At 60.3% G+C, this 18,400-nt stretch carries 19 protein-coding genes; 9 read left to right on the forward strand and 10 right to left on the reverse strand.

Features of this window, described 5'->3' with window-relative positions:
- Window position 1 precedes the first annotated feature (1 nt).
- From BM344_RS05715 to BM344_RS05725, 3 genes are all read right to left on the reverse strand, one after another.
- Complete coding sequence (locus BM344_RS05715) at window positions 2–733, reverse strand: polyamine aminopropyltransferase (protein ID WP_091987059.1); 732 nt, start codon at window positions 731–733, stop codon at window positions 2–4.
- Window positions 734–737: 4 nt separating this feature from the next.
- Entirely contained in the window at window positions 738–1,298 is a 561-nt protein-coding gene (locus tag BM344_RS05720) for a DUF1415 domain-containing protein (RefSeq protein WP_091987061.1), read from the reverse strand.
- A gap of 84 nt (window positions 1,299–1,382) precedes the next feature.
- Window positions 1,383–2,969, reverse strand: coding sequence for an ABC-F family ATPase (locus tag BM344_RS05725; RefSeq protein WP_091990835.1), 1,587 nt, complete (start codon window positions 2,967–2,969; stop codon window positions 1,383–1,385).
- Between the two features lie 203 nt (window positions 2,970–3,172).
- On the opposite strand from BM344_RS05725, the gene BM344_RS05730 reads away from it, so the two are divergent.
- A complete protein-coding gene (locus tag BM344_RS05730; RefSeq protein WP_091987063.1) occupies window positions 3,173–3,451 on the forward strand; it encodes a peptidylprolyl isomerase in 279 nt (92 codons plus the stop codon).
- Window positions 3,451–4,434, forward strand: coding sequence for a VanZ family protein (locus BM344_RS05735; protein WP_091987066.1), 984 nt, complete (start codon window positions 3,451–3,453; stop codon window positions 4,432–4,434). Before BM344_RS05730 ends, BM344_RS05735 begins: the two co-directional genes overlap by 1 nt.
- On the opposite strand, the gene BM344_RS05740 is transcribed toward BM344_RS05735, so the two are convergent.
- Together BM344_RS05740 and BM344_RS05745 are read right to left on the reverse strand one after the other, a co-directional pair.
- Complete coding sequence (locus BM344_RS05740; protein WP_091987068.1) at window positions 4,394–5,587, reverse strand: M24 family metallopeptidase; 1,194 nt, start codon at window positions 5,585–5,587, stop codon at window positions 4,394–4,396. The two genes, BM344_RS05735 and BM344_RS05740, sit on opposite strands and share 41 nt — an antisense overlap.
- A 106-nt stretch (window positions 5,588–5,693) precedes the next feature.
- Entirely contained in the window at window positions 5,694–6,530 is an 837-nt protein-coding gene (locus BM344_RS05745; protein WP_091987070.1) for a DUF2059 domain-containing protein, read from the reverse strand.
- Between the two features lie 186 nt (window positions 6,531–6,716).
- Here BM344_RS05745 and BM344_RS05750 point away from each other — a divergent pair, with 186 nt between their 5' ends.
- The gene (locus tag BM344_RS05750) at window positions 6,717–7,340 is read left to right on the forward strand and encodes a transglycosylase SLT domain-containing protein (protein ID WP_407656799.1); all 624 of its coding nucleotides are present in this window, start codon (window positions 6,717–6,719) and stop codon (window positions 7,338–7,340) included.
- 3 nt (window positions 7,341–7,343) lie between these two features.
- Here the strand turns inward: BM344_RS05750 and BM344_RS05755 are convergent, their stop codons facing one another.
- On the reverse strand, window positions 7,344–8,243 hold the full coding sequence (locus tag BM344_RS05755) for a LysR family transcriptional regulator (RefSeq protein ID WP_091987075.1): 900 nt from the start codon (window positions 8,241–8,243) through the stop codon (window positions 7,344–7,346).
- 129 nt (window positions 8,244–8,372) lie between these two features.
- On the opposite strand from BM344_RS05755, the gene BM344_RS05760 reads away from it, so the two are divergent.
- Window positions 8,373–8,567, forward strand: a complete 195-nt coding sequence (locus BM344_RS05760) for a hypothetical protein (protein ID WP_091987078.1) — start codon at window positions 8,373–8,375, stop codon at window positions 8,565–8,567.
- A gap of 113 nt (window positions 8,568–8,680) precedes the next feature.
- Here the strand turns inward: BM344_RS05760 and BM344_RS05765 are convergent, their stop codons facing one another.
- Together BM344_RS05765 and BM344_RS05770 are read right to left on the reverse strand one after the other, a co-directional pair.
- Window positions 8,681–10,363: an AMP-binding protein gene (locus tag BM344_RS05765; RefSeq protein WP_091987081.1), complete on the reverse strand. Its 1,683-nt coding sequence runs from the start codon at window positions 10,361–10,363 to the stop codon at window positions 8,681–8,683.
- A 179-nt stretch (window positions 10,364–10,542) separates the two neighbouring features.
- Window positions 10,543–10,971: an Lrp/AsnC family transcriptional regulator gene (locus tag BM344_RS05770; protein WP_091987084.1), complete on the reverse strand. Its 429-nt coding sequence runs from the start codon at window positions 10,969–10,971 to the stop codon at window positions 10,543–10,545.
- A 118-nt stretch (window positions 10,972–11,089) separates the two neighbouring features.
- Here BM344_RS05770 and BM344_RS05775 point away from each other — a divergent pair, with 118 nt between their 5' ends.
- A complete protein-coding gene (locus BM344_RS05775) occupies window positions 11,090–12,136 on the forward strand; it encodes an arginine N-succinyltransferase (protein WP_091987087.1) in 1,047 nt (348 codons plus the stop codon).
- On the forward strand, window positions 12,126–12,932 hold the full coding sequence (locus tag BM344_RS05780; RefSeq protein ID WP_091987089.1) for a DUF1338 domain-containing protein: 807 nt from the start codon (window positions 12,126–12,128) through the stop codon (window positions 12,930–12,932). The genes BM344_RS05775 and BM344_RS05780 overlap by 11 nt, the downstream gene beginning before the upstream one ends.
- Window positions 12,933–12,952: 20 nt before the next feature.
- On the opposite strand, the gene BM344_RS05785 is transcribed toward BM344_RS05780, so the two are convergent.
- Window positions 12,953–13,609, reverse strand: coding sequence for a protein-L-isoaspartate(D-aspartate) O-methyltransferase (locus BM344_RS05785; RefSeq protein WP_091987091.1), 657 nt, complete (start codon window positions 13,607–13,609; stop codon window positions 12,953–12,955).
- A gap of 159 nt (window positions 13,610–13,768) precedes the next feature.
- On the opposite strand from BM344_RS05785, the gene BM344_RS05790 reads away from it, so the two are divergent.
- Window positions 13,769–14,434 (forward strand): AbiTii domain-containing protein, encoded by a 666-nt coding sequence (locus BM344_RS05790; protein ID WP_091987094.1) that lies wholly within the window; start codon window positions 13,769–13,771, stop codon window positions 14,432–14,434.
- Between the two features lie 16 nt (window positions 14,435–14,450).
- On the opposite strand, the gene BM344_RS05795 is transcribed toward BM344_RS05790, so the two are convergent.
- Window positions 14,451–15,221, reverse strand: coding sequence for a sulfite exporter TauE/SafE family protein (locus BM344_RS05795; protein WP_091987096.1), 771 nt, complete (start codon window positions 15,219–15,221; stop codon window positions 14,451–14,453).
- 91 nt (window positions 15,222–15,312) lie between these two features.
- Between BM344_RS05795 and BM344_RS05800 the strand changes: the two genes are divergently transcribed.
- Both BM344_RS05800 and BM344_RS05805 read left to right on the forward strand, forming a co-directional pair.
- Complete coding sequence (locus tag BM344_RS05800; RefSeq protein WP_091987098.1) at window positions 15,313–17,190, forward strand: methyl-accepting chemotaxis protein; 1,878 nt, start codon at window positions 15,313–15,315, stop codon at window positions 17,188–17,190.
- Window positions 17,191–17,286: 96 nt separating this feature from the next.
- The gene (locus BM344_RS05805) at window positions 17,287–18,348 is read left to right on the forward strand and encodes a PA0069 family radical SAM protein (protein WP_091987100.1); all 1,062 of its coding nucleotides are present in this window, start codon (window positions 17,287–17,289) and stop codon (window positions 18,346–18,348) included.
- Window positions 18,349–18,400 lie beyond the last annotated feature (52 nt).

Genomic DNA, 18,400 nt, shown 5'->3' on the forward strand with positions numbered 1-18,400 from the left:
CTTAGCCCGGCTTGCGGGCCACATACACGGTGTTGAACGATTCCCTGTTCTGGAACGGATTGAAAAAGGATACGACATGACAGGCGACATCGGTAAACACCGCCCGCAGCACGGCCATGAATTCCGCGTCTTCGCCCTCGTTGGACCACATGGCAAACACGCCCCGGGGCTTTAACTGACGGGCCATCAGGCGGAGATTGGGCTCGGTGTAGAAGCTGGCGCTGGAATCGTGCAGCAGGGCCCGGGGCGAGTGGTCGATGTCCAGCAGAATGGCGTCGAATTGCTTGCCGGGATTCTCCGGATCAAAGCCCCCGGTTTCCGGATCAGCCACGGCGAGCTCGAAGAAGCTGCCATGCACATAGCGGCTGCGCGGATCGGCGTTCAGGTCCTTGCCCAGGGGCACCTGCTCCGTCTGGTGCCAGCCGATCACGGGCTCGAGGTATTCAACGACCAAAAGCTCTTCCAACCGCGGCTCCCGCAGCGCCGCCACGGCGGTGTAACCGAGCCCCAGGCCACCCACGACCACGCTAAGGTCTTCGCCCTCGGTTTCCGCGAGCCCGATGTCGGCCAGGGCTACCTCGGCATCCACGAACATGCTGGACATGAGAAATTCCTCGCCCAGTTTCACCTCATAGATGTCCCGGTCCCCAATCGCCGGAATCCGGCGCCGGCGCAGCGTGATCTCACCGATCACTGAAGGCTGACTATCAATTTGTTCGAAAAGCAGTCCCATCTATTCAGCCCCTGGGAGTTGATTCACCAAGACACGAACGCAGAATACTCCGCATCTTCTCCGCGCCCAATTCATCCATCAACTCGATGTTTCTTCGGGGTATTCCATCCACATCCGGATAACCATCAATCGCCGCCTCCAGACTGGCTTCCCTCAAAAGGTGCAGCATAGGAAACGGTGACCGATTGGTGTAGTTTTCCGCCGCATCCGGCTCGGTACCCTCAAACCGGTACTCCGGATGAAAACTGGCGATCTGGTAAACGCCCTCCATCTCCAGATACGCCAACAAGCCATCGGCGGCATCCAGAAACTCATTGTAGGGACCGAACGCCTGCAATACACCCGGATGGATCAACAGGGTGGTCTCGATCTCCGGTTCGTCCTCCAGCCGCTGAAGTTCCGAGTGCAGCGCCTGCAGCAGCCCGTCTTCGGTTTCCGCCTCGGATACCACGAAACGCACTCGGCTGTGCACCAGCTCACGCTTGGCAAACGGGCAAAGGTTGTAGCCGACAACGACGTCTTCGACCCATTTGCGGGTAGCGGCAATAATCTCGGTCTCGACCATATTGTTCTGTGTCCGTTGTTCTGTTGGAGGCTCGCTCACAGGTTGGAGCGGGCGTGTGGGACTGGCTGCACCCAAGCCTGGGGCTCAGACGTACCCCTGGCTCCGTAGGTAATCATCGTAGGAACCACTGAAGTCCGTAACGCCATCAGCCTTCAACTCTATGATCCTCGTCGCCAGCGAAGAAACAAACTCCCGGTCGTGGCTCACGAAAATCAGTGTACCCGGATAGTTCTCCAGCGCCAGATTCAGCGCCTCGATGGATTCCATGTCCAGGTGGTTGGTCGGCTCATCCATCAGCATCACATTGGGCTTCTGCAGGATCAGCTTGCCGAACAGCATCCGGCCCTGTTCGCCGCCGGAGATCACCCGCACGGATTTGCCGATGTCATCGCCCGAGAACAGCATGCGTCCCAGAGTGCCGCGCACCAGCTGTTCGCCGCCCTTGGTCCACTGGGCCATCCAGTCGGTCAGGGTGTCATCCTCGGCAAAGTCGGCGGTGTGGTCCTGGGCGAAGTAGCCCACTTCCGCGCTGTCGGTCCACTTCACTTCGCCGCTGTCCGGGGTGTAGGCGCCGGCAAGGCACTGCAGCAGCGTGGTCTTGCCAATTCCGTTGGGGCCGATGATGGCGACCCGCTCGCCGGCTTCGATCTGGAAGTTCAGCTTCGACAGCACACACTCCTCACCGAAACCCTTGTAGAGATCTTTCACAGTCACGGCCTGGCGGTGGAGCTTCTTGCCCTGTTCGAACCGGATGAACGGGCTGACCCGGCTGGAGGGCTTCACTTCCTCCAACTGGATCTTGTCGATCTGGCGGGCCCGGGAGGTGGCCTGCTTGGCCTTGGAGGCGTTGGCCGAGAAGCGGCTGACGAACTGCTGGAGCTCGGCAATCTGGGCCTTCTTCTTGGCGTTGTCTGCCAGCATGCGTTCGCGGGCCTGGGTGGCAGCGGTCATGTATTCGTCGTAGTTGCCCGGGAACAGGCGCAGCTCGCCGTAATCCAGGTCCGCCATGTGGGTACACACGCTGTTCAGGAAGTGGCGGTCGTGGGAGATGATGATCATGGTGCTGTTGCGAGCCACCAGGATGTTCTCCAGCCAGCGGATGGTGTTGATGTCCAGGTGGTTGGTGGGCTCGTCCAGCAGCAGCACGTCGGGATCGGAGAACAGAGCCTGGGCCAGCAGCACCCTCAGTTTCCAGCCCGGCGCCAGGGCACTCATGGGTCCGTTGTGCTGTTCCAGCGGGATATCCAGCCCCAGTAGCAATTCGCCGGCCCGGGATTCAGCGGTGTAGCCATCCATCTCGGCGAACTGCACTTCCAGGTCGGCCACGGCCATGCCGTCTTCCTCGCTCATCTCCGCCAGGGAGTAGATGCGGTCGCGCTCCTTCTTGACGTTCCACAGCTCTTCATGGCCCATGATCACGGTATCAATCACCGAGCAGTCCTCGTAGGCGAACTGGTCCTGGCGCAGTTTACCGAGCCGGGTATTGGGCTCCAGCATGACCTGGCCGGCCGAGGGCTCAAGATCGCCACCGAGGATTTTCATCAAGGTGGACTTGCCGCAGCCGTTGGCCCCGATCAGGCCGTAACGGTTGCCGTTGCCGAATTTGGCGGAAACGTTTTCAAACAGGGGCTTCGCCCCGAACTGCATGGTGATGTTGGCGGTGGAGATCAAGAAACAAACCTGTCGATGTGGGGCCAGCGAGGCGCCGGCGAAACGAAAGCCGGCATTGTACAGGTTTGCCGGGCCCACCGTGAGGCCGCAGAAACACGGATAAAAAGCGCTTGCCTCCGGCGAGCTGTGCGGGCAGCATTCCGGTTCTGATCATCCTATTAACCCGAGCACAGGCCCATTAACCCGAACTAAGGAGAAGAACCATGGCTCAGGCAACCGCACGCCACATTCTGGTGGACAGCGAAGCGAAATGTGAAGAACTGAAGAAGGCCATCGAAGGCGGCCAGGATTTTGCGGAAGTAGCAAAGCAGCACTCCTCCTGTCCCTCCGGCCGCAACGGCGGCGATCTGGGCGCCTTCGGCCCGGGGCAGATGGTGCCCGAGTTCGACAAGGCCGTGTTCAACAGCGAACTGAACACCGTGATCGGCCCGATCAAGACCCAGTTCGGCTACCATCTGCTGGAAGTCACCAGCCGCAGCTGATGGTCTCTGACCCCCCGGCACGAGCGCCGGAACCCGGCCGGCGGCTGTCGCTGCTGGCCGGGTTCGCCTCTCTGCTGATTGCCCCCTTTCTGTTTATCGGCGGCCCGGACTGGGCTTCGGGACCCCTGCTCAGATCGGCCTGGAATCTCGGCCACATCGCCCTTTTCGCACTGCTGACCCTGGCCATCCGCCCATGGCGCTGGCTCAGTGGCTGGCGACTCTGGATTGCGGTGACCGCCGTGCTGCTCGGGGTGGGATTGGCCATTGAGCTGATTCAATCCAGCTTTGGTCGCGACCTCGACGGGCGCGATCTGTTGCGCAACCTGATTGGCAGTTGGCTGGTGCTGGCCGGGCGCCCGTTGCTGTCTCGGGACTCACCAACGAGTTGGGGCGAGCGCCTGATGGCCGTGGTCGTCGCGCTGCTGCTGTGTGCTGAGCTCGGCGCTACCGGCCTGGTTGCGGCCCGCCAATGGCAGGTCCATCAACAATTGCCGCTACTGTATGATTTTGGCCGGGACAACCCCGCCCCCTTTTGGGGCGGCAACCCCGTGCTCTCCCGGCAACATACCGTCGAGCACCCCTACAGTCTGCGATTGGACCTGGGCACGTCGCTCTACTCCGGAGTCACACTCCACAACCTGCCATCGGACTGGCGCGGCTATGACCGGCTGGCCATTACTCTGTTCAACCCCGACCCAGAGTCACTGACGATGACCCTGCGCATCAATGATGTGGCCCATGATCGGGGAGCGAATGCCTACGGCGACCGGTTTAACACCCAACTGACACTGGCGCCGGGACTGAATACCTTCGAACTGAGCCTGGAACAGGTGGCCAGTGCGCCGCGGCAGCGGCGCATGGACATGGACCGGATTCGCCGGCTGGGACTGTTTGCGGTGCAACTGCCAGCGCCGCGGTCGGTGTTCCTGGTGGACCTGCGGCTTATCCGGGCGCCTGGCCAAGCTGCCACGGATTCTCGGTGATCGTCTCGGCGCCCTGGTCAGTCACCACAAGGGTTTCGCTGCAACCAATCCCCCACTGGCCAGGAATCCGAAGGCAAATCGGCAAGTGGAACACCATGCCTGGCCGGAACTCGACGTTACCCCCACGGGCAATGAACCCCGAGCCCTCCACCCAGGATGGCGGGAACTGCGCGCCCACGGTGTAGCCGAACACCCCGGAGAAGAACACCGAATCCGCCAGCGGCGCCAGAGCCCGCTCGGCTTCCTGGGCGGCGTGATCGAAGCTGACGCCCGGGCGTACGGTGGCCAGCAGACGATCCACAATGCGACGACAGCCGTCGTGGACCCGTTGCATCTCCGCCGACGGCCGGCCGCCAGCGACCACGGTCTGCATCATGGGGGCGGTGTACCGGTGCCAGGCGGCGCCAAACTCCAGGAACACCGGGTCGCCCTCCTGGATGACGGTGCGCCGGTGATTGCAGTGAATCACGCTACTGCGCCTGCCGGTGGTGACGATCGGCTGCATGCTCATGAATTCGCTGCCCGCTTCCAGCAAAGCGGTAGTTCCCACCGCAGCAATGGCGTTGTCCGTCATGCCGGGGCAAACCGCGGCCACCGCTGCAGCCAGGCCCTCGGCCGTAATACGGGCACTTTCCCGGAGAAAGCCGAGTTCGGCTTCGGATTTAACCATCCTCACCTTTTTCAGCAGGCCGCCATTGTTCTGGAACCGGGTCGAAGGCATTTTCGCCCTGAGACCTTCCAGAACGCCCTGGCGCAGTGAGCCGTGCCATGCATCAATACCCACCGTTTCGATGCCGTTGTTGAGCGCCTGAACCAGCGGCTCAAGGACTTCGCCAATCCCCTCCCAACGGTAACCGACCACCCGGGCCACCCGGGTAGTCACCATGGCCGGGCCCATCTCGATGGACGGCACCTGCAGGAGCAGCTCCTCGTGGGTCACCACCAGGGCTACGTGGACGGAAACCTCGAAGGTACTGTAGCCGGTGAGATAGAAGATATCGGACGGGTCGGTCAGCAACAGCGCCCCGAAGTCCTCCCGCGCCATCCGGTCGCGGACCCGGGCGAGGCGGTTGGCAAACTCCTGCTCCGGGAACGGGCATTCGTATCCCCGAAGCTGCGAGGACAAGGCGTTCTGATAGGCGTTGAAGTCCATGGCGTCCCCCCGACCTGGGCTCTGGCGAGTTCCGTAAAGATCTCTCTAGAGCGTGGACCGGATTGGAGGTTTGTTCAAATCCTCCGGCAACGCCAATTGTCTGCCATCACTGGCCGGTTGCAGTCTCCGGACGCAGGAAGCGCGACATCTGCTCGCCAATACTGACGACCGGTTCGGTGATGGCCTGCTGGATACTGTTGGTCACTACCCGAGAGAACGCAGAACCGGCGGGACTTTCCAGGAACTTCAGATACAGCTCCAATTCCTGGGCGCCGATGTTTTCGTAGGTGTATAGATAACTGTCGTACACCTGTTGCCCTACAACGCCACTGAGCATACTGCGCTGGCTTTCGATGCGCTGGCGGAGCTGCTCGTGGTTGGCCGATTCGTTGCTGAAGGCGGCCAACGCCGAAGCCAACCCGAGTTGCACGGCAATACTGGTGTCCACGGCACTCTCGGTTGCCCGGGCGGCGCGATCAAAGCGGTCAAACATCTCGGCTTTCCGGGTACCCTTGAACCTCGCGTTGAGCTCCGGGGCGCGAGTCTGGATGGTCTGCCAGGCATCCGGCGACGAAGCGGCAATTTCGGCCGCCGAGATCTTACGGGCCACCGGTGTCTGGTACCAGTCGTGTACGGCCTGCAGCTGGGCCGGGGTCAGCTTTTCACGCAGGTCGGCAACAATCTGCTGCTCAATATCGGCGGCGCTGAAGCTGTTGCTGACGAGAGTACCGATGGTGCCCGCCACCACGGGTGGCAGCTGGCCGCTCTGTTTCAGTCCCTGGCGGATACCCTGGCTCATCATGGCCGGATACTGCGCGACAATATCGTCAATCGGTGAGACCGCCAGTACCTGGCGGGCGTCCGGTGCCGCGTGAACGGTGCCAGCGCCTGTAGTTAGCAGAGCGGCGAATAAAAGAGGTTTAACTAGGGGAATGCGCTTCATTTACCTATCATCCGAGACACATTGATCGTTCCCTTATGCCATGTGGGCCCCGGCTACGGCAAGCAAACCCGGGGCTACGGAGATGACGGTTTGGTAGGAAAACGGACACAGCCACGCCGGCCAACACAACGCCGACGCCGTAGCCTGACGCTATGGAAGAGCCGGGCCAGGTGGTACGGCCTGCCGTTGCTCGGTTTGCTGGTGGGGGTTTGGGCGACACTGCGCTTCAGTCTGCTCGAGCCAGACCCGCCCGCCAACCCGGACAATCTCTGCGACATCTTCCGAGAGCACCCGGTGTGGTACGACTACGCCCGGGATTCCGAACAACGCTGGGGCACGCCCATCGCTACCCAGATGGCCTTTGTCTTTTACGAGTCGTCGTTCCGCAGCCACGCCCGTCCGCCGAGAACACAACTCTGGGGTTTCATCCCCTGGACCCGGCCAACCACCGCCTATGGCTATGCCCAGGCACTTGATCCGGCGTGGCGTGAGTACCTGGAAGCGAATGGCGGTGGCTGGTTCACCGTGCGCACCGATATGGAGTACGCGCTCGACTTCGTGGGCTGGTACAACCGCCTCAGCCACGAACGACTGGGGATTCCCTTTTCTTCGCCGCGGCAGCTCTATCTCGCCTACCACGAGGGTCGCGGCGGCTACGCCCGGCGCAGCTTTGAACAGAAACCAGCGATAACGGGCCTGGCCAGCCGCGTCCGCAATCGGGCATTCCGCTACGACAATCAGCTGAAGACCTGTGAGCAGGAGTTCCAGTGCTGGCGCTGGTACCAGTTCTGGCCCTTCTGCCAGAGCTGAGAATCAGGAGCCAGATGAGAGTTCGATCTGCGTCTCCAGCGCCTGCAATCGCTCCACCAGGTACTCCATCACAATGCGCACCCGGGCCATCTGCTGGGTGTCCTGATTGACATGAAGCCACAGGTCGACGCTCTCGCCATCCAGGGGATCTGACAGGCGGCGAAGCTCCCGGGTGCTCTCTCCCAGGTAACACGGCAGCACCGCAAGGCCCGCACCCGCCCGAGCCAGGGCATGCATCGACTGCAGGCTGTTACAGCGAATGAAGGAAGTCACGTTCTTCAGGTGCTTGCGGTACCATCGGCCGGTGGCCAGATGGCTGAAGGTTTCGTCCGGTACAATCCAGAGCACGCCTTCCGGATGGTTTTCCACATCCATATTCCGGTGGCGACGGCAATAGCGGGTGGCACCATACACGGCAGACTCAATCGCTGCGATCCGCGTGCCCTCCAGCGTGGCCTGGGGTTTGTTCTCGGGGCGCAGCGTCAGGTCGGCCTCGCGATGGCTCAGGTTGGCGACATCGTTGTCGGTGAGAACTTCCAGCTCGATGTCCGGGAACGCCCGTACCAGCTCCGAAAGAATCGGGCTAAGCAGCTCGTTCATCATGGCGTCTTCGGCGGCCAGCCTCACCTTGCCAACAGGTGCGGAATCCTGGCCAACCAGCTTACGCTCAAGATTTTCCATCTCGATAGCCAGTCTTTCCGCTTCACGAAAGGCGGTTTCACCCACCGGCGTAAGCTGCAGGCCATCCCGGCTTCGCTCAAAAAACTGCACCCCCAGCGACTCTTCCATCTGGTCGAGCCGACGCAGAACTGTGGTTTGGTGCACACCCAGTAATTCTCCCGCTTTGGCCAGCGTTCCGCCTATTGCCAGAGCCCGTATGTATCGAAGATAATCCCAGTCCATAGTTACTGCATATTTGCAACGAGAGTACGGATTTTAACGTATTCAAGCTGCAAATAAGAACCCTTAGAATTGTCGGTAAATTAAAGATAGATCGCTAATCAATCCACCAGATAAAAGGAGGAAGGCGCTATGACTCAGACCCATATCGCAACCGTAAACCCGCTGCCGTCCAGTATCCTCCACAACAGTGCTGAGGTCAGGCGCCAGTATACCCGCGCAGCTGCCAAGCAGGCGGTGCAGTATATCAGCCGCAAGATGCGCAGCTTCAACCGGAAAGCGGCCAGCGTCGCTCCGGACATGACCCAGGTTCAAGGCGGTCACTGAGCCGGCCGACTCAGGTGTCATGGGCGCGGGGACGCGCCGACAGGCAGGCAATCATAAGGATTTGAAAACGCCGGTGGCGCCCGAGGGCCCCACCGGCGTTTTGCATTTCAGGCTCAGAACTCCCAGACAACCTTGCGCTTCTGGCTGAACCACTCATCCATCTTGCGGTTGTAGTAGTCCTCGATCACGTTCCGCTTGATCTTCATGGTGGGCGTCAGCATCCCATTTTCCATGGTCCAGGGCTCGCGCACCACCACCACGAACGCCACCTTTTCGTGGGCCTCGCATTCGGCATTGACCGCGTCCAGCTCCTCCGCCAGCTCCTGTTCCAGGGCACCGCGGTCGGCGCCAGTTTCCAGCTCATCCCTGGCCTCTTCGGAGAGCAGAACCATCAGGCACGGCTGCGGCTGATTAGCCCCCGCCACACACACCACTTCGGCCTTGGGGTGGTTGAAGCGGTTCTCGATGGGCACCGGCACCACGTATTTGCCCTTCGAGGTCTTGAAGATGTCTTTTACCCGGCCGGTAATGCGAAGCGTGCCGTCCCGATCGATCTCACCCATATCGCCGGTCCTGAGGAAGCCGTCCTCGGTCAGATCCTCTTTGGTTTTCTCTTCGTTCTTGTAGTAACCGAGCATCTGACCGGGACTCTTCACCTCGACTTCGCCGTTCTCGGCGATGCGATGCTCCACCCCGGGGTTGGCCATTCCCACGGAACCGGCCCTGGCCTGTCCGGGACGATTGGCATGGGAATAACCAAAGTTCTCCGACATGCCATAGACCTCAAGCAGCTCAAGGCCAAGGTTCCGGTACCAGTTGACGATCTCCGCCGACAGGGGCGCGGCACCTGTCAGAGCGGCACGGCAGTGGTCCAGCCCCAACTGGCGCAGCACTTTCTTTTTAACCAGAGAGCTCACAACCGGCAGGCTGAACAACAGTTTCTGTTTCTTCGGCGGCAGCTTGGCATTGACGCCCAGATAAAACTTCATCCACAGCCGTGGCACCGAGAAGAACAGGGTTGGCCTGGCCCGCTGCAGGTCTTCCTGGAAGGTGTCCAGAGAGTTGGCGAAGTACAGGTGAAAGCCGTAGTAGAGGGATTGGGTTTCCACGGCAGCCCGCTCGGCCACGTGAGCCAGCGGCAGATACGACAACATACGCTCATCGGAAGACACCGGAAACAGCTGCTGCAGACCATCCGCCACCGAGATCATGGTACGGAAGCTGTGCATGACACCCTTGGGTCGACCGGTACTGCCGGAGGTATAAACAATGGTGGCGAGCTTGTCAGGATCGGGTAATTTTGGCTCAGCCGGTTCCTGACTCTTGATGATTTCCAGCCATTTCGGCGTGTCGTCCCGGGGAGACATGGGCAGGGAGATGATCGGCAGATCCTCTGGAATATGGCCCTTGATGTCGTTCCAGCCGTCGGCGGTGCCGTCAAGCTTGCCCAGGAACAGCAGCCTGGTCTCACTGTGCTCCAGCACGTAGACCGCGGTATCGCCATTGAGCGTGGGGTACAACGGCACCGAAACATGGCCTGCCGCCCAGATGGCCAGATCCGCAAGGATCCAGTGGGCGCTGTTCTTGCCAAGGATGCCAATGTTGCTGGACTCCGGCAGCTGGAGGCTGTTCAGGTGAGCGGCCATGCGCGACACCTGGTCGGCGGCCTGCTTCCAGGTGATATCTTCCACCCGACCGTCCGCGTAAGGCTGAGTGAGATAAACCCTGTCCGGGGCCTGCTCCGCCCAGTAGTAAAGGCAATGCAAAGACGTCTGCTTGCGGGGATCTACCGCCATACAAGTGCTCCATTCTTGTTGTTGTACTGCTTGTTATAACGCGCGCCTACGAGTCCAGAAGCGCGCCTTCGAATCGGTTGCCGATCCATACTAGCGGGATTTTCGACCCGCTCAATAGCATTTAGTGCCTTGCCCGTTGGCCAATTTGTCCTTCATTGAGACCCATCTCTCATATTCCCTCAGCGCCGGAAGCGGGTCTCAAGCACCACCGCCGAGTTGGTGCGCTCAACGCCTTCCAGGTTGCCAATGGCATCCAACACCGCGCTCAGTTCTTCGAGGGACTGAGCCTGTACGATGGCAATCAGGTCGTATTCGCCGCTGACCGAGAACAGCTGCGACACCTGGCTAAGGCCCTCCAGGGCTGTATTGGTTCGATTGGTCAGCTTCTGGACCACCTTGATGGATACATGCGCCTCTACCTGGCTTGCCGCAAATTCGCCGCCCAGCTGCACGGAATAACCACGAATTACGCCATTGTTCTCCAGCCTTCGAATCCGGTTCTGCACCGTTGACCGGGAAACGTGCAGGGCCCGCGCCAGGTCGGTGACGCTTGCCCGCGCATTCTGACGTAGCAGGCCGAGTAACTTCTGGTCCTGAGAACTGATCATTTTGATTCTTCATATCTGCTTTTTGATCATAAAAGATAGCAAATCGATCATTTTGTGTCTGCATTTTGCCATTATTTGTACGCATACTGGGCTCATTGGAACCATGAGGAGCCAGGCCATGCTCATTCGACCGGTTGCCCCCGGAGACCTTGACGCGCTGTACCAGATTGCCCTGGAATCCGGCCCGGGATTTACGTCCCTGATGCCGGACCGTGATGCGTTGGTCCGGAAAATCGACCTCTCGGTTTCAAGCTTTGAGCGCACCGTCGAGTGCCCTGGCAACGAACACTATCTTTTCGTCCTGGAAGACTGCGAGACCGGCGACATCATGGGGACCACCGGTATTGAAGCGTCGGCTGGTGTTGAGCGCCCGCTGGTCCATCTTCACCGGCAGGTGCTGACCGACAGCGCCGGAGTGCGCCGTGTCGGCCGGCCCCGGGAGTTGCTCACCCGGTGCCAGCACTACCGCGGCTGCACCGAGATCTGTTCCCTGTACCTCCGCCCTGCCTTTCGAAGGGCCAACGCCGGCAAGTTGCTGTCGCGCGTGCGCTTCGTGTTTATGGCCCTTCACCCAGAGCGTTTCTCTGACCTCGTCATTGCCGAGATGCGAGGCGTCTGGGACCCTGCAGGCCAGTCGCCGTTCTGGCGCTGGCTCCAGAGCCGCGCCCCGGGACTGAACCCGGACCAGGAGACACTATTAACCGAACAGATGACCGACGCCGCGCGCAGCGCACTTGGCGAGGTCCACATCGACACCCGACCAGCCCGGGCGATGCTTGAGAAAGAAGGCTTTGAGCACGTGGGCTACGTGGATCCGATCGACGGTGGCCCAACTCTGGAATGTCGAAGAGAGTCCATCGCAAGCGTGCAGAACACCCGCTCAGGCTCTGTGGTGATACTTTCAGATGCGAAAGAGTCCGACGATAACCGGACGCCGTCCAGGGGCGACGCCATTATCACCAATACCGGTGCTGCCGATTTCCGGGCCACTGTGTCCCGGCAGTTACATGCCGACGGCGGGCGCGTGACTGTTCCCGCTGCCCTGGCACGCACACTGGGACTGTCTGCAAACGGCCGGGCCTGCTATCTTCCGCTTACCGGCCGGCAGTCGCCAGCCGTGCTCCAGGGACAAATGTCAAATGAGGAGGTCCGCTATGCATACTGATGCCGATACCCTGTTCAAAGAACTCTGGGACTCTTACCGGCAGGTAACGCCCTCCGCAGAACGAATCCACAGGATTCTCGGTGCCGAAGAGGGCCAGCGCATCGTCAACGACCACATCGCGCTGAGGACCTTCAACCTTGATCCCGTTCGGCTGGATGCCCTGGCAGAACATTTCCTCAGCCTCGGCTATCGCCAGGGCGGCGACTATCATTTCGAAGCGAAAAAACTCTACGCCCGGCACTACGAGCCTCCCAGGGAGGATCTGCCCAAGGTGTTCATCTCCGAGCTGCTGGTCGATCAGTGCTCAGAGGCACTCCAGGCAACGGTCAAGGGTCTGGTTGATCAGGTCTCACCCGAGGCGGTAACGGCCGATAATTTTCTGTACTCGGGACGTCATTGGCAGATTGACTACAGCACCTACAGCAATCTGCTTCAGGAAAGTGAATACGCTGCCTGGATGGCAGCCTGGGGTTACCGTGCCAACCACTTCACAGTCAGCATCAATCATCTGGAGCGCTTCCGCACGGTGAGAGACATCAATCAGTTGCTGAAAGAAAACGGCTATGAGGTGAACGCGTCCGGCGGCGAAGTCAAAGGGTCGCCGTCCGAGATGCTTGAGCAGTCATCAACCATGGCGGATCGCGTTCCGGTTCAGTTCTCGGACCAGACCGTGACCATCCCCAGTTGCTTCTATGAATTTGCGCTGCGCTACCCGAAGGCCGACGGCCACCTCTACTCCGGCTTTGTGGCGGCCTCGGCAGACAAAATCTTCGAGAGCACCAACGCCGGTCGGTGAGGGGCCGCTGAAAGGAGGCCCTAGGACCATCCCTGCTCACCACGCAGCGGCACAAAACGAACCGCGCCCAGGTCTTCAGTGCGGAACTCATGCGCGGACAGTCGGGTGACACGCTCGAGGTACTGGACGCCCTGCTCACCGCCTACCGGAATTACCAGGTGTCCGCCAATGGCTAACTGATGTTTCAGGGCCTCGGGTACCGCTGGAGCTCCGGCGGCCACCACAATGCCATCGAAGGGCTGGTGCTCGGGCCAGCCCAGAGTGCCGTCGCCGCAACGTACCCGGACATTGTCAAACCCCTGCTCCGTCAATACCTTTTCGGCCCTGTCCGCCAGTTCCTCAATGCGTTCGATGCTGAAGACTTCGCCGGCAATGGAACCCAGAATCGCCGCCGCGTAGCCCGAACCGGTACCAATATCCAGAACCCGCTCCCCGCCCTCCAGATCGAGGGCTTCGATCATCAGTGCCACGATATAGGGCTGTGAAATGGTCTGCCCGGCGCCGATGGGCAACGGGCCATCCTCATAGGCGTCGTCCTTCAGGTGCACCGGTACAAATTGCTCCCGGGCCACCCGCCCCATCGCCTCAAGAACCGCGGGGGAGTCAATGCCCCGCGCCCGGAGCTGTTCGTTTACCATGCCGGCCCTCCGCTGCTCGAAATCCCGATACTCGCCCATGGTTCTGCCTCCAATGCCTGGCTCACTTACCGACCGTTACAAAGCAATAACCTTTTTACAACGGCGGCCAGTCCATTATCTGCCTACTTTTTAATCACCCACAATAACAAACAGACAACGGAAGTCGCCCCTCCGGGTCACCGTTGTCGAGGAGGAGAAATGTCCACATCCGTCAACCACCTCGACGAGCGGACGCGGGACGCCGCAGAATTGCTCGAAGAAATCATGCCCTCCGCCATCACGCTTGCCATGATGCTCCGGCATCGCAAAATGGCCGCATGGCTACGCACCGAATTCGACGGCTACCAGGACCTGGCAGCGGCTCCCCCATACCGGCGCGATCTGCACGGCCACATTGTGGCCAAGTCTCCGCAGTACGGATGGATTCCTGCGCCAGTAAACGAGGAACAGAAGGAAGCCTATGGTCGTCTCGACCTGCTGGACGGCGTCAAGGCCCTGGAAAAGATCTGCGTTAACTGCAAGAAGGGCAACGGTAACCGCATTCTGCTTGAGAAAGACGCGATGGCGGTGCTTCAGAAGCACATCAACCTGACGGCCGAGCTTGCCATCAATCTGAGCCGCGATTCCTATTGCCGCCTGCTAAGAATCGTGCGGGCCAGCCTCTATCTCTGGACCCAGGAACTCATGAATCAGGGCATTGCCGGTGAGCACAACCACTACAGCCAGGAAGAACGTGCAAAAGTGGCGCACCTGGACGAGCCGGAGAAGTTCTGGCGTCAGGCCATGGAGGATGTTGACCAGCTACCGATTCCGGACGTTCGCGAGCGGGGATTTCTGGAGCGGGTGTTCGGGCGCGCCGGCTGAGGGCGCACCCGAAGGCTCACAGAACGCTAGCGATGCCGAGGCTGCTGACCACCAGCAGAACAACGCCGAGCACCCGGAAAAACACCGGCGTCTCGGCGCGCAGCATGCGGTCGTGGGCATAAAGGCCAATCACGTGGCCCACCGCCGCACACGGCAACAGCCACAGATGGTGGATCAGTTGCAGATCGACGCCGGCCCAGATGAAGGCCGCCATCTTGATCAGCACCAGAATGAACCACAGCGCAAACAGCGTATCCCGCAGTTTTTCCTTCGGCAGATGCTGGGCCACCACGGCGATGATCAGCGGTGCACCGATCAGTGACGTGCCGCTGATGTAGCCACCCACCATCAGAAAGATCGCATCCACCGTTTTGCTACCGCTGCGAAACGGCCGATTGACGATGTAGGACACGGAGTAGAGCGCGACAATCACAAAAATGATGGCGCTTAGGATGTCCGAGGGCATGGTGATCAGCCCGAACACGCCGATCAGCTTGGGTACGATCATGATGCCGAGAATTCGCCACAAATATCCCCAGTCAACCGTGCCGGCCCCAACCTTCCCCGGCGTGGAGCGACTGCGGTTGTTCATCCAGATGGTCAGCGAAGAGAACACCAGCAGGTGAACGGCAATGATCGGCAGGAACACCAGAGGCTGATCGTGTACCAGTAGCAGGAACGGCAGCGACAGGACGGCCCCGCCGAAGCCCAGCCCCGAGCGCACAAAACCGCTCCAGACAAAAATGAGGGCAATAAGAAGGTATTGGTAGTTGGCAAGATCAGACATGGAATCCCGAAGCTAAAAAGAGCCGCCTGTCGGCGAGAACTGGTCTAAACTCAGTCAGTTGTATAAAAACGATAATGTCCGGAGTACGTTGATGGCCCTGTCCTGGAACCAGAAATTCATGCTGTTGATCGTCGCCACCCTGATCGGGCTGGGGCTCGCCACCACCGCTTCCCTGAGCGGGCTAGGACGGGTCTCGGATGCCTACGAGGCACGTGGGCAGGCGCGAGCCTACGAATCGGCATCCCTTACCCTGCTTAACGACTGGCTCGCCCTTGAGCGACTGAGCGGTAGCCTCAAGCCGGAGCAGGTGGAGGAATACCAGCAGCAGTTGGCCTCGCTGGCGGAACAGGCCACCTCACTCAGCGAGTCTGCCGTGCCCCTGCCTGACGACGACATCGCCAGCATGGCAAAACAGATACAGGCTCAGGTGACAGAGTATACCCGACTTCGGACCGAATGGCTGGCCCTCAAGCAGCAAATGGGCCTGACCGCCTCCGATGGGTTGCGTGCCACCATGGCGACCGCCATTGATGAGAATCTCCGAAAAATCAGCATTTCCATCTTCAATAACGACATCAACACCATCGCCTCTACCTACCGGGACTACCTTGATACATTCGACCCTGCTTATGCCCAGGCTACCCGGGAAGCTCTCGAACGCATGAAGGCGACGGTGGTCGAGATGGACTGGCAGGACATCGACATCGGCCAGGCGGTTAAGGCCTTCGACGAGGCGTTCACCCAGGCGGAAACCCTGGCCAGCGAATTGGCAGGAATCGAGAGCCAGCTTGAAAACCTTGGTGACTCGATCCGGAATCTGGTGACCCGCCAGAATAACCTGCTCCGGAAAGAGCTTATTGTCGCAACCAGCCAGCAAGCGGAAGACACCCGAACCTTTTCTACCTGGCTCATTATCATTACCGCCCTGGCGGTCGTGGTCATTCTGGTAATCACCCTTACCACCGCCTCCAGAACGCTTGTAAGGCGCCTCAACGCCACGGTGGACCTGCTGACCCGTGTGGCCGGCGGCGATCTCAGTCATCGGCTGGAACCCGGCAAGAATCCGAATGACGAGTTCACTCGCCTGGGACAGGCCGCCAACAAGATGCTCGACGATGTCTCGGGCGTTATCAGCCAGGTAGTGGATGGCAACCGCATGTTGTCGGAACTGCAACAGGAGCTGGATGGCCTGGTGGACAAGATGGGGCGTAACGGAGAACAGGTGGAGGAAGAAACCGAGCAAACCGCCACGGCCGTGCAGGAAATCTCCCACACCGCGGTAGATATTGCGAAGTACACCCAGTCCGTCAATGACGCCGTGCAAAGCGCCAATGGCGCCGCGCAATCCGGTTCGGATGTGGTTCGGCGCAGTGCAGACACCATGACTTCCCTGGCGGAACGCATCCAGAAAACCCACGAGCAGGTCGGCAAACTCGGCAAGACCGGCGAAAAGGTCAACTCCATCGTTGGTGTCATCAATGGCCTGGCCGAACAGACCAATCTACTGGCACTCAACGCTGCGATTGAGGCGGCACGGGCCGGAGAAGCAGGCCGCGGCTTTTCGGTGGTGGCCGATGAGGTTCGGTCTCTGGCCGAGAAAACCGTGAACGCCACCAACGGTATCGCCGACATTGTTGAGTCACTGAATCAGGAGACCCGGGCCATTGCCCGCCTGATGGAGGAGGGCCTGAGTTCTGCGGGTGAAGGTGAACAGAGCGCCCGCGAAGCGGCCCGCGCCATCGACCAGATAACCGGCGCCGTCCGACAAGTGGCCGGGGACATGAACCAGGTCGTATCGTCCATAGAAGGCATCTCCACCACTACGGAGGAAATCGCCCAGAAAGTGGAGCAGATCCATGGCCACACCCAGGAAACGTCTGGCATTCGCCAGAACCTCACCGCCCACATTGAGCGGCTATCGTCCCAGGTGACGGCCCTGACTACGGCTTCTCAGGGCTTCCGACTCTGAGCATGGAACCGGCCACCTACACCTGACGGTTGCGCTGCATTAAGGAGAGCGCTAGCATTGCGGATACTGTACATTTAAACAGTATCAGGTGTACCCATGAAAACCCGCGCCACGGCCCTCAATCCGCACAACCGTTTCCAGCCCATCGCCACCGATCGAGAGGTGGACGATGGCTGGTATCGTGACCCGGAGGACGAATTCAACCCGGACAGCGTCGCCACTGAGGTTATTCTGGAGAACGCCAGAACAATCATCAGCCGGAATTCGTCACCAGACGTGCCGTTTGATCAGTCGATCAACCCCTATCGGGGCTGCGAGCATGCCTGCATCTACTGTTTTGCCCGGCCAACCCATGCCTACTGGGACATGTCGCCCGGGCTGGACTTCGAGACCCGACTGATCGCCAAGCCCAATGCCGCCGCCCGGCTCCGGGAAGAACTCGACAGGCCGGGTTACCGGGTATCGCCCATTGCCCTTGGCGTCAATACCGACGCCTATCAGCCCCTGGAGCGGAGCCAGAGGATTACCCGGCAAGTGCTTGAGGTGCTGTCCGACTATCGCCACCCGGTCTCGATCATCACCAAGGGCGCACTTATTCTCAGAGATCTGGACCTGCTGTCCGGGATGGCGGCGCAGGGGTTATGTTCGGTCAGGGTCAGCCTGACGACGCTGAGCAATGACCTCAAGCGCTCGATGGAGCCCCGCACCGCGGCGCCAGCCACCCGCCTGAAAATGATCCGGCAACTCAGTGACGCGGGGGTGCCCACCGGGATCATCCTCGGGCCGGTGATTCCCTTTGTGAACGATCATGAGATCGAGGCCATCCTGGAGGCAGCCGCCCGGGCCGGCGCCACCCGGGCCAGCTGGATTATGCTACGGTTACCTCACGAACTGGACGAGCTTTTCCAGGACTGGCTGCGCAGGCACTTTCCACAACGGGCCGAACATGTGATGAACCGCATGCGCGACCTCAGGGGAGGCAAGAGCTATGATGCCACCTTTGGCCGACGAATGACCGGCATCGGACCCTATTCGGACCTGATCCGTCAGCGATTCACCAAAAAAGCCCGCCAGCTGGGGCTCAATCTTCATGAGGCGGAGCTGTTGCGTGTAGACCGGTTCCGGCGCCCGGGCGGGGAACAAATGGCACTCTGGTGAAATCAAAAGAACTGGTAAGCTCAACATCCCGGCAGGTCCAGCCGCTCAGGAA

Origin of the sequence: Marinobacter gudaonensis, assembly GCF_900115175.1 — a bacterium.
GTDB lineage: Bacteria > Pseudomonadota > Gammaproteobacteria > Pseudomonadales > Oleiphilaceae > Marinobacter > Marinobacter gudaonensis.

Bases quoted from the DNA above. Each gene is read 5' to 3' on its own strand.
- BM344_RS05715 (WP_091987059.1), bottom strand. From the start codon at position 733: ATGGGACTGCTTTTCGAACAAATTGATAGTCAGCCTTCAGTGATCGGT.
- BM344_RS05720 (WP_091987061.1), bottom strand. From the start codon at position 1,298: ATGGTCGAGACCGAGATTATTGCCGCTACCCGCAAATGGGTCGAAGAC.
- BM344_RS05730 (WP_091987063.1), top strand. From the start codon at position 3,173: ATGGCTCAGGCAACCGCACGCCACATTCTGGTGGACAGCGAAGCGAAA.
- BM344_RS05735 (WP_091987066.1), top strand. From the start codon at position 3,451: ATGGTCTCTGACCCCCCGGCACGAGCGCCGGAACCCGGCCGGCGGCTG.
- BM344_RS05740 (WP_091987068.1), bottom strand. From the start codon at position 5,587: ATGGACTTCAACGCCTATCAGAACGCCTTGTCCTCGCAGCTTCGGGGA.
- BM344_RS05745 (WP_091987070.1), bottom strand. From the start codon at position 6,530: ATGAAGCGCATTCCCCTAGTTAAACCTCTTTTATTCGCCGCTCTGCTA.
- BM344_RS05755 (WP_091987075.1), bottom strand. From the start codon at position 8,243: ATGGACTGGGATTATCTTCGATACATACGGGCTCTGGCAATAGGCGGA.
- BM344_RS05760 (WP_091987078.1), top strand. From the start codon at position 8,373: ATGACTCAGACCCATATCGCAACCGTAAACCCGCTGCCGTCCAGTATC.
- BM344_RS05765 (WP_091987081.1), bottom strand. From the start codon at position 10,363: ATGGCGGTAGATCCCCGCAAGCAGACGTCTTTGCATTGCCTTTACTAC.
- BM344_RS05770 (WP_091987084.1), bottom strand. From the start codon at position 10,971: ATGATCAGTTCTCAGGACCAGAAGTTACTCGGCCTGCTACGTCAGAAT.
- BM344_RS05775 (WP_091987087.1), top strand. From the start codon at position 11,090: ATGCTCATTCGACCGGTTGCCCCCGGAGACCTTGACGCGCTGTACCAG.
- BM344_RS05780 (WP_091987089.1), top strand. From the start codon at position 12,126: ATGCATACTGATGCCGATACCCTGTTCAAAGAACTCTGGGACTCTTAC.
- BM344_RS05785 (WP_091987091.1), bottom strand. From the start codon at position 13,609: ATGGGCGAGTATCGGGATTTCGAGCAGCGGAGGGCCGGCATGGTAAAC.
- BM344_RS05790 (WP_091987094.1), top strand. From the start codon at position 13,769: ATGTCCACATCCGTCAACCACCTCGACGAGCGGACGCGGGACGCCGCA.
- BM344_RS05795 (WP_091987096.1), bottom strand. From the start codon at position 15,221: ATGTCTGATCTTGCCAACTACCAATACCTTCTTATTGCCCTCATTTTT.
- BM344_RS05800 (WP_091987098.1), top strand. From the start codon at position 15,313: ATGGCCCTGTCCTGGAACCAGAAATTCATGCTGTTGATCGTCGCCACC.
- BM344_RS05805 (WP_091987100.1), top strand. From the start codon at position 17,287: ATGAAAACCCGCGCCACGGCCCTCAATCCGCACAACCGTTTCCAGCCC.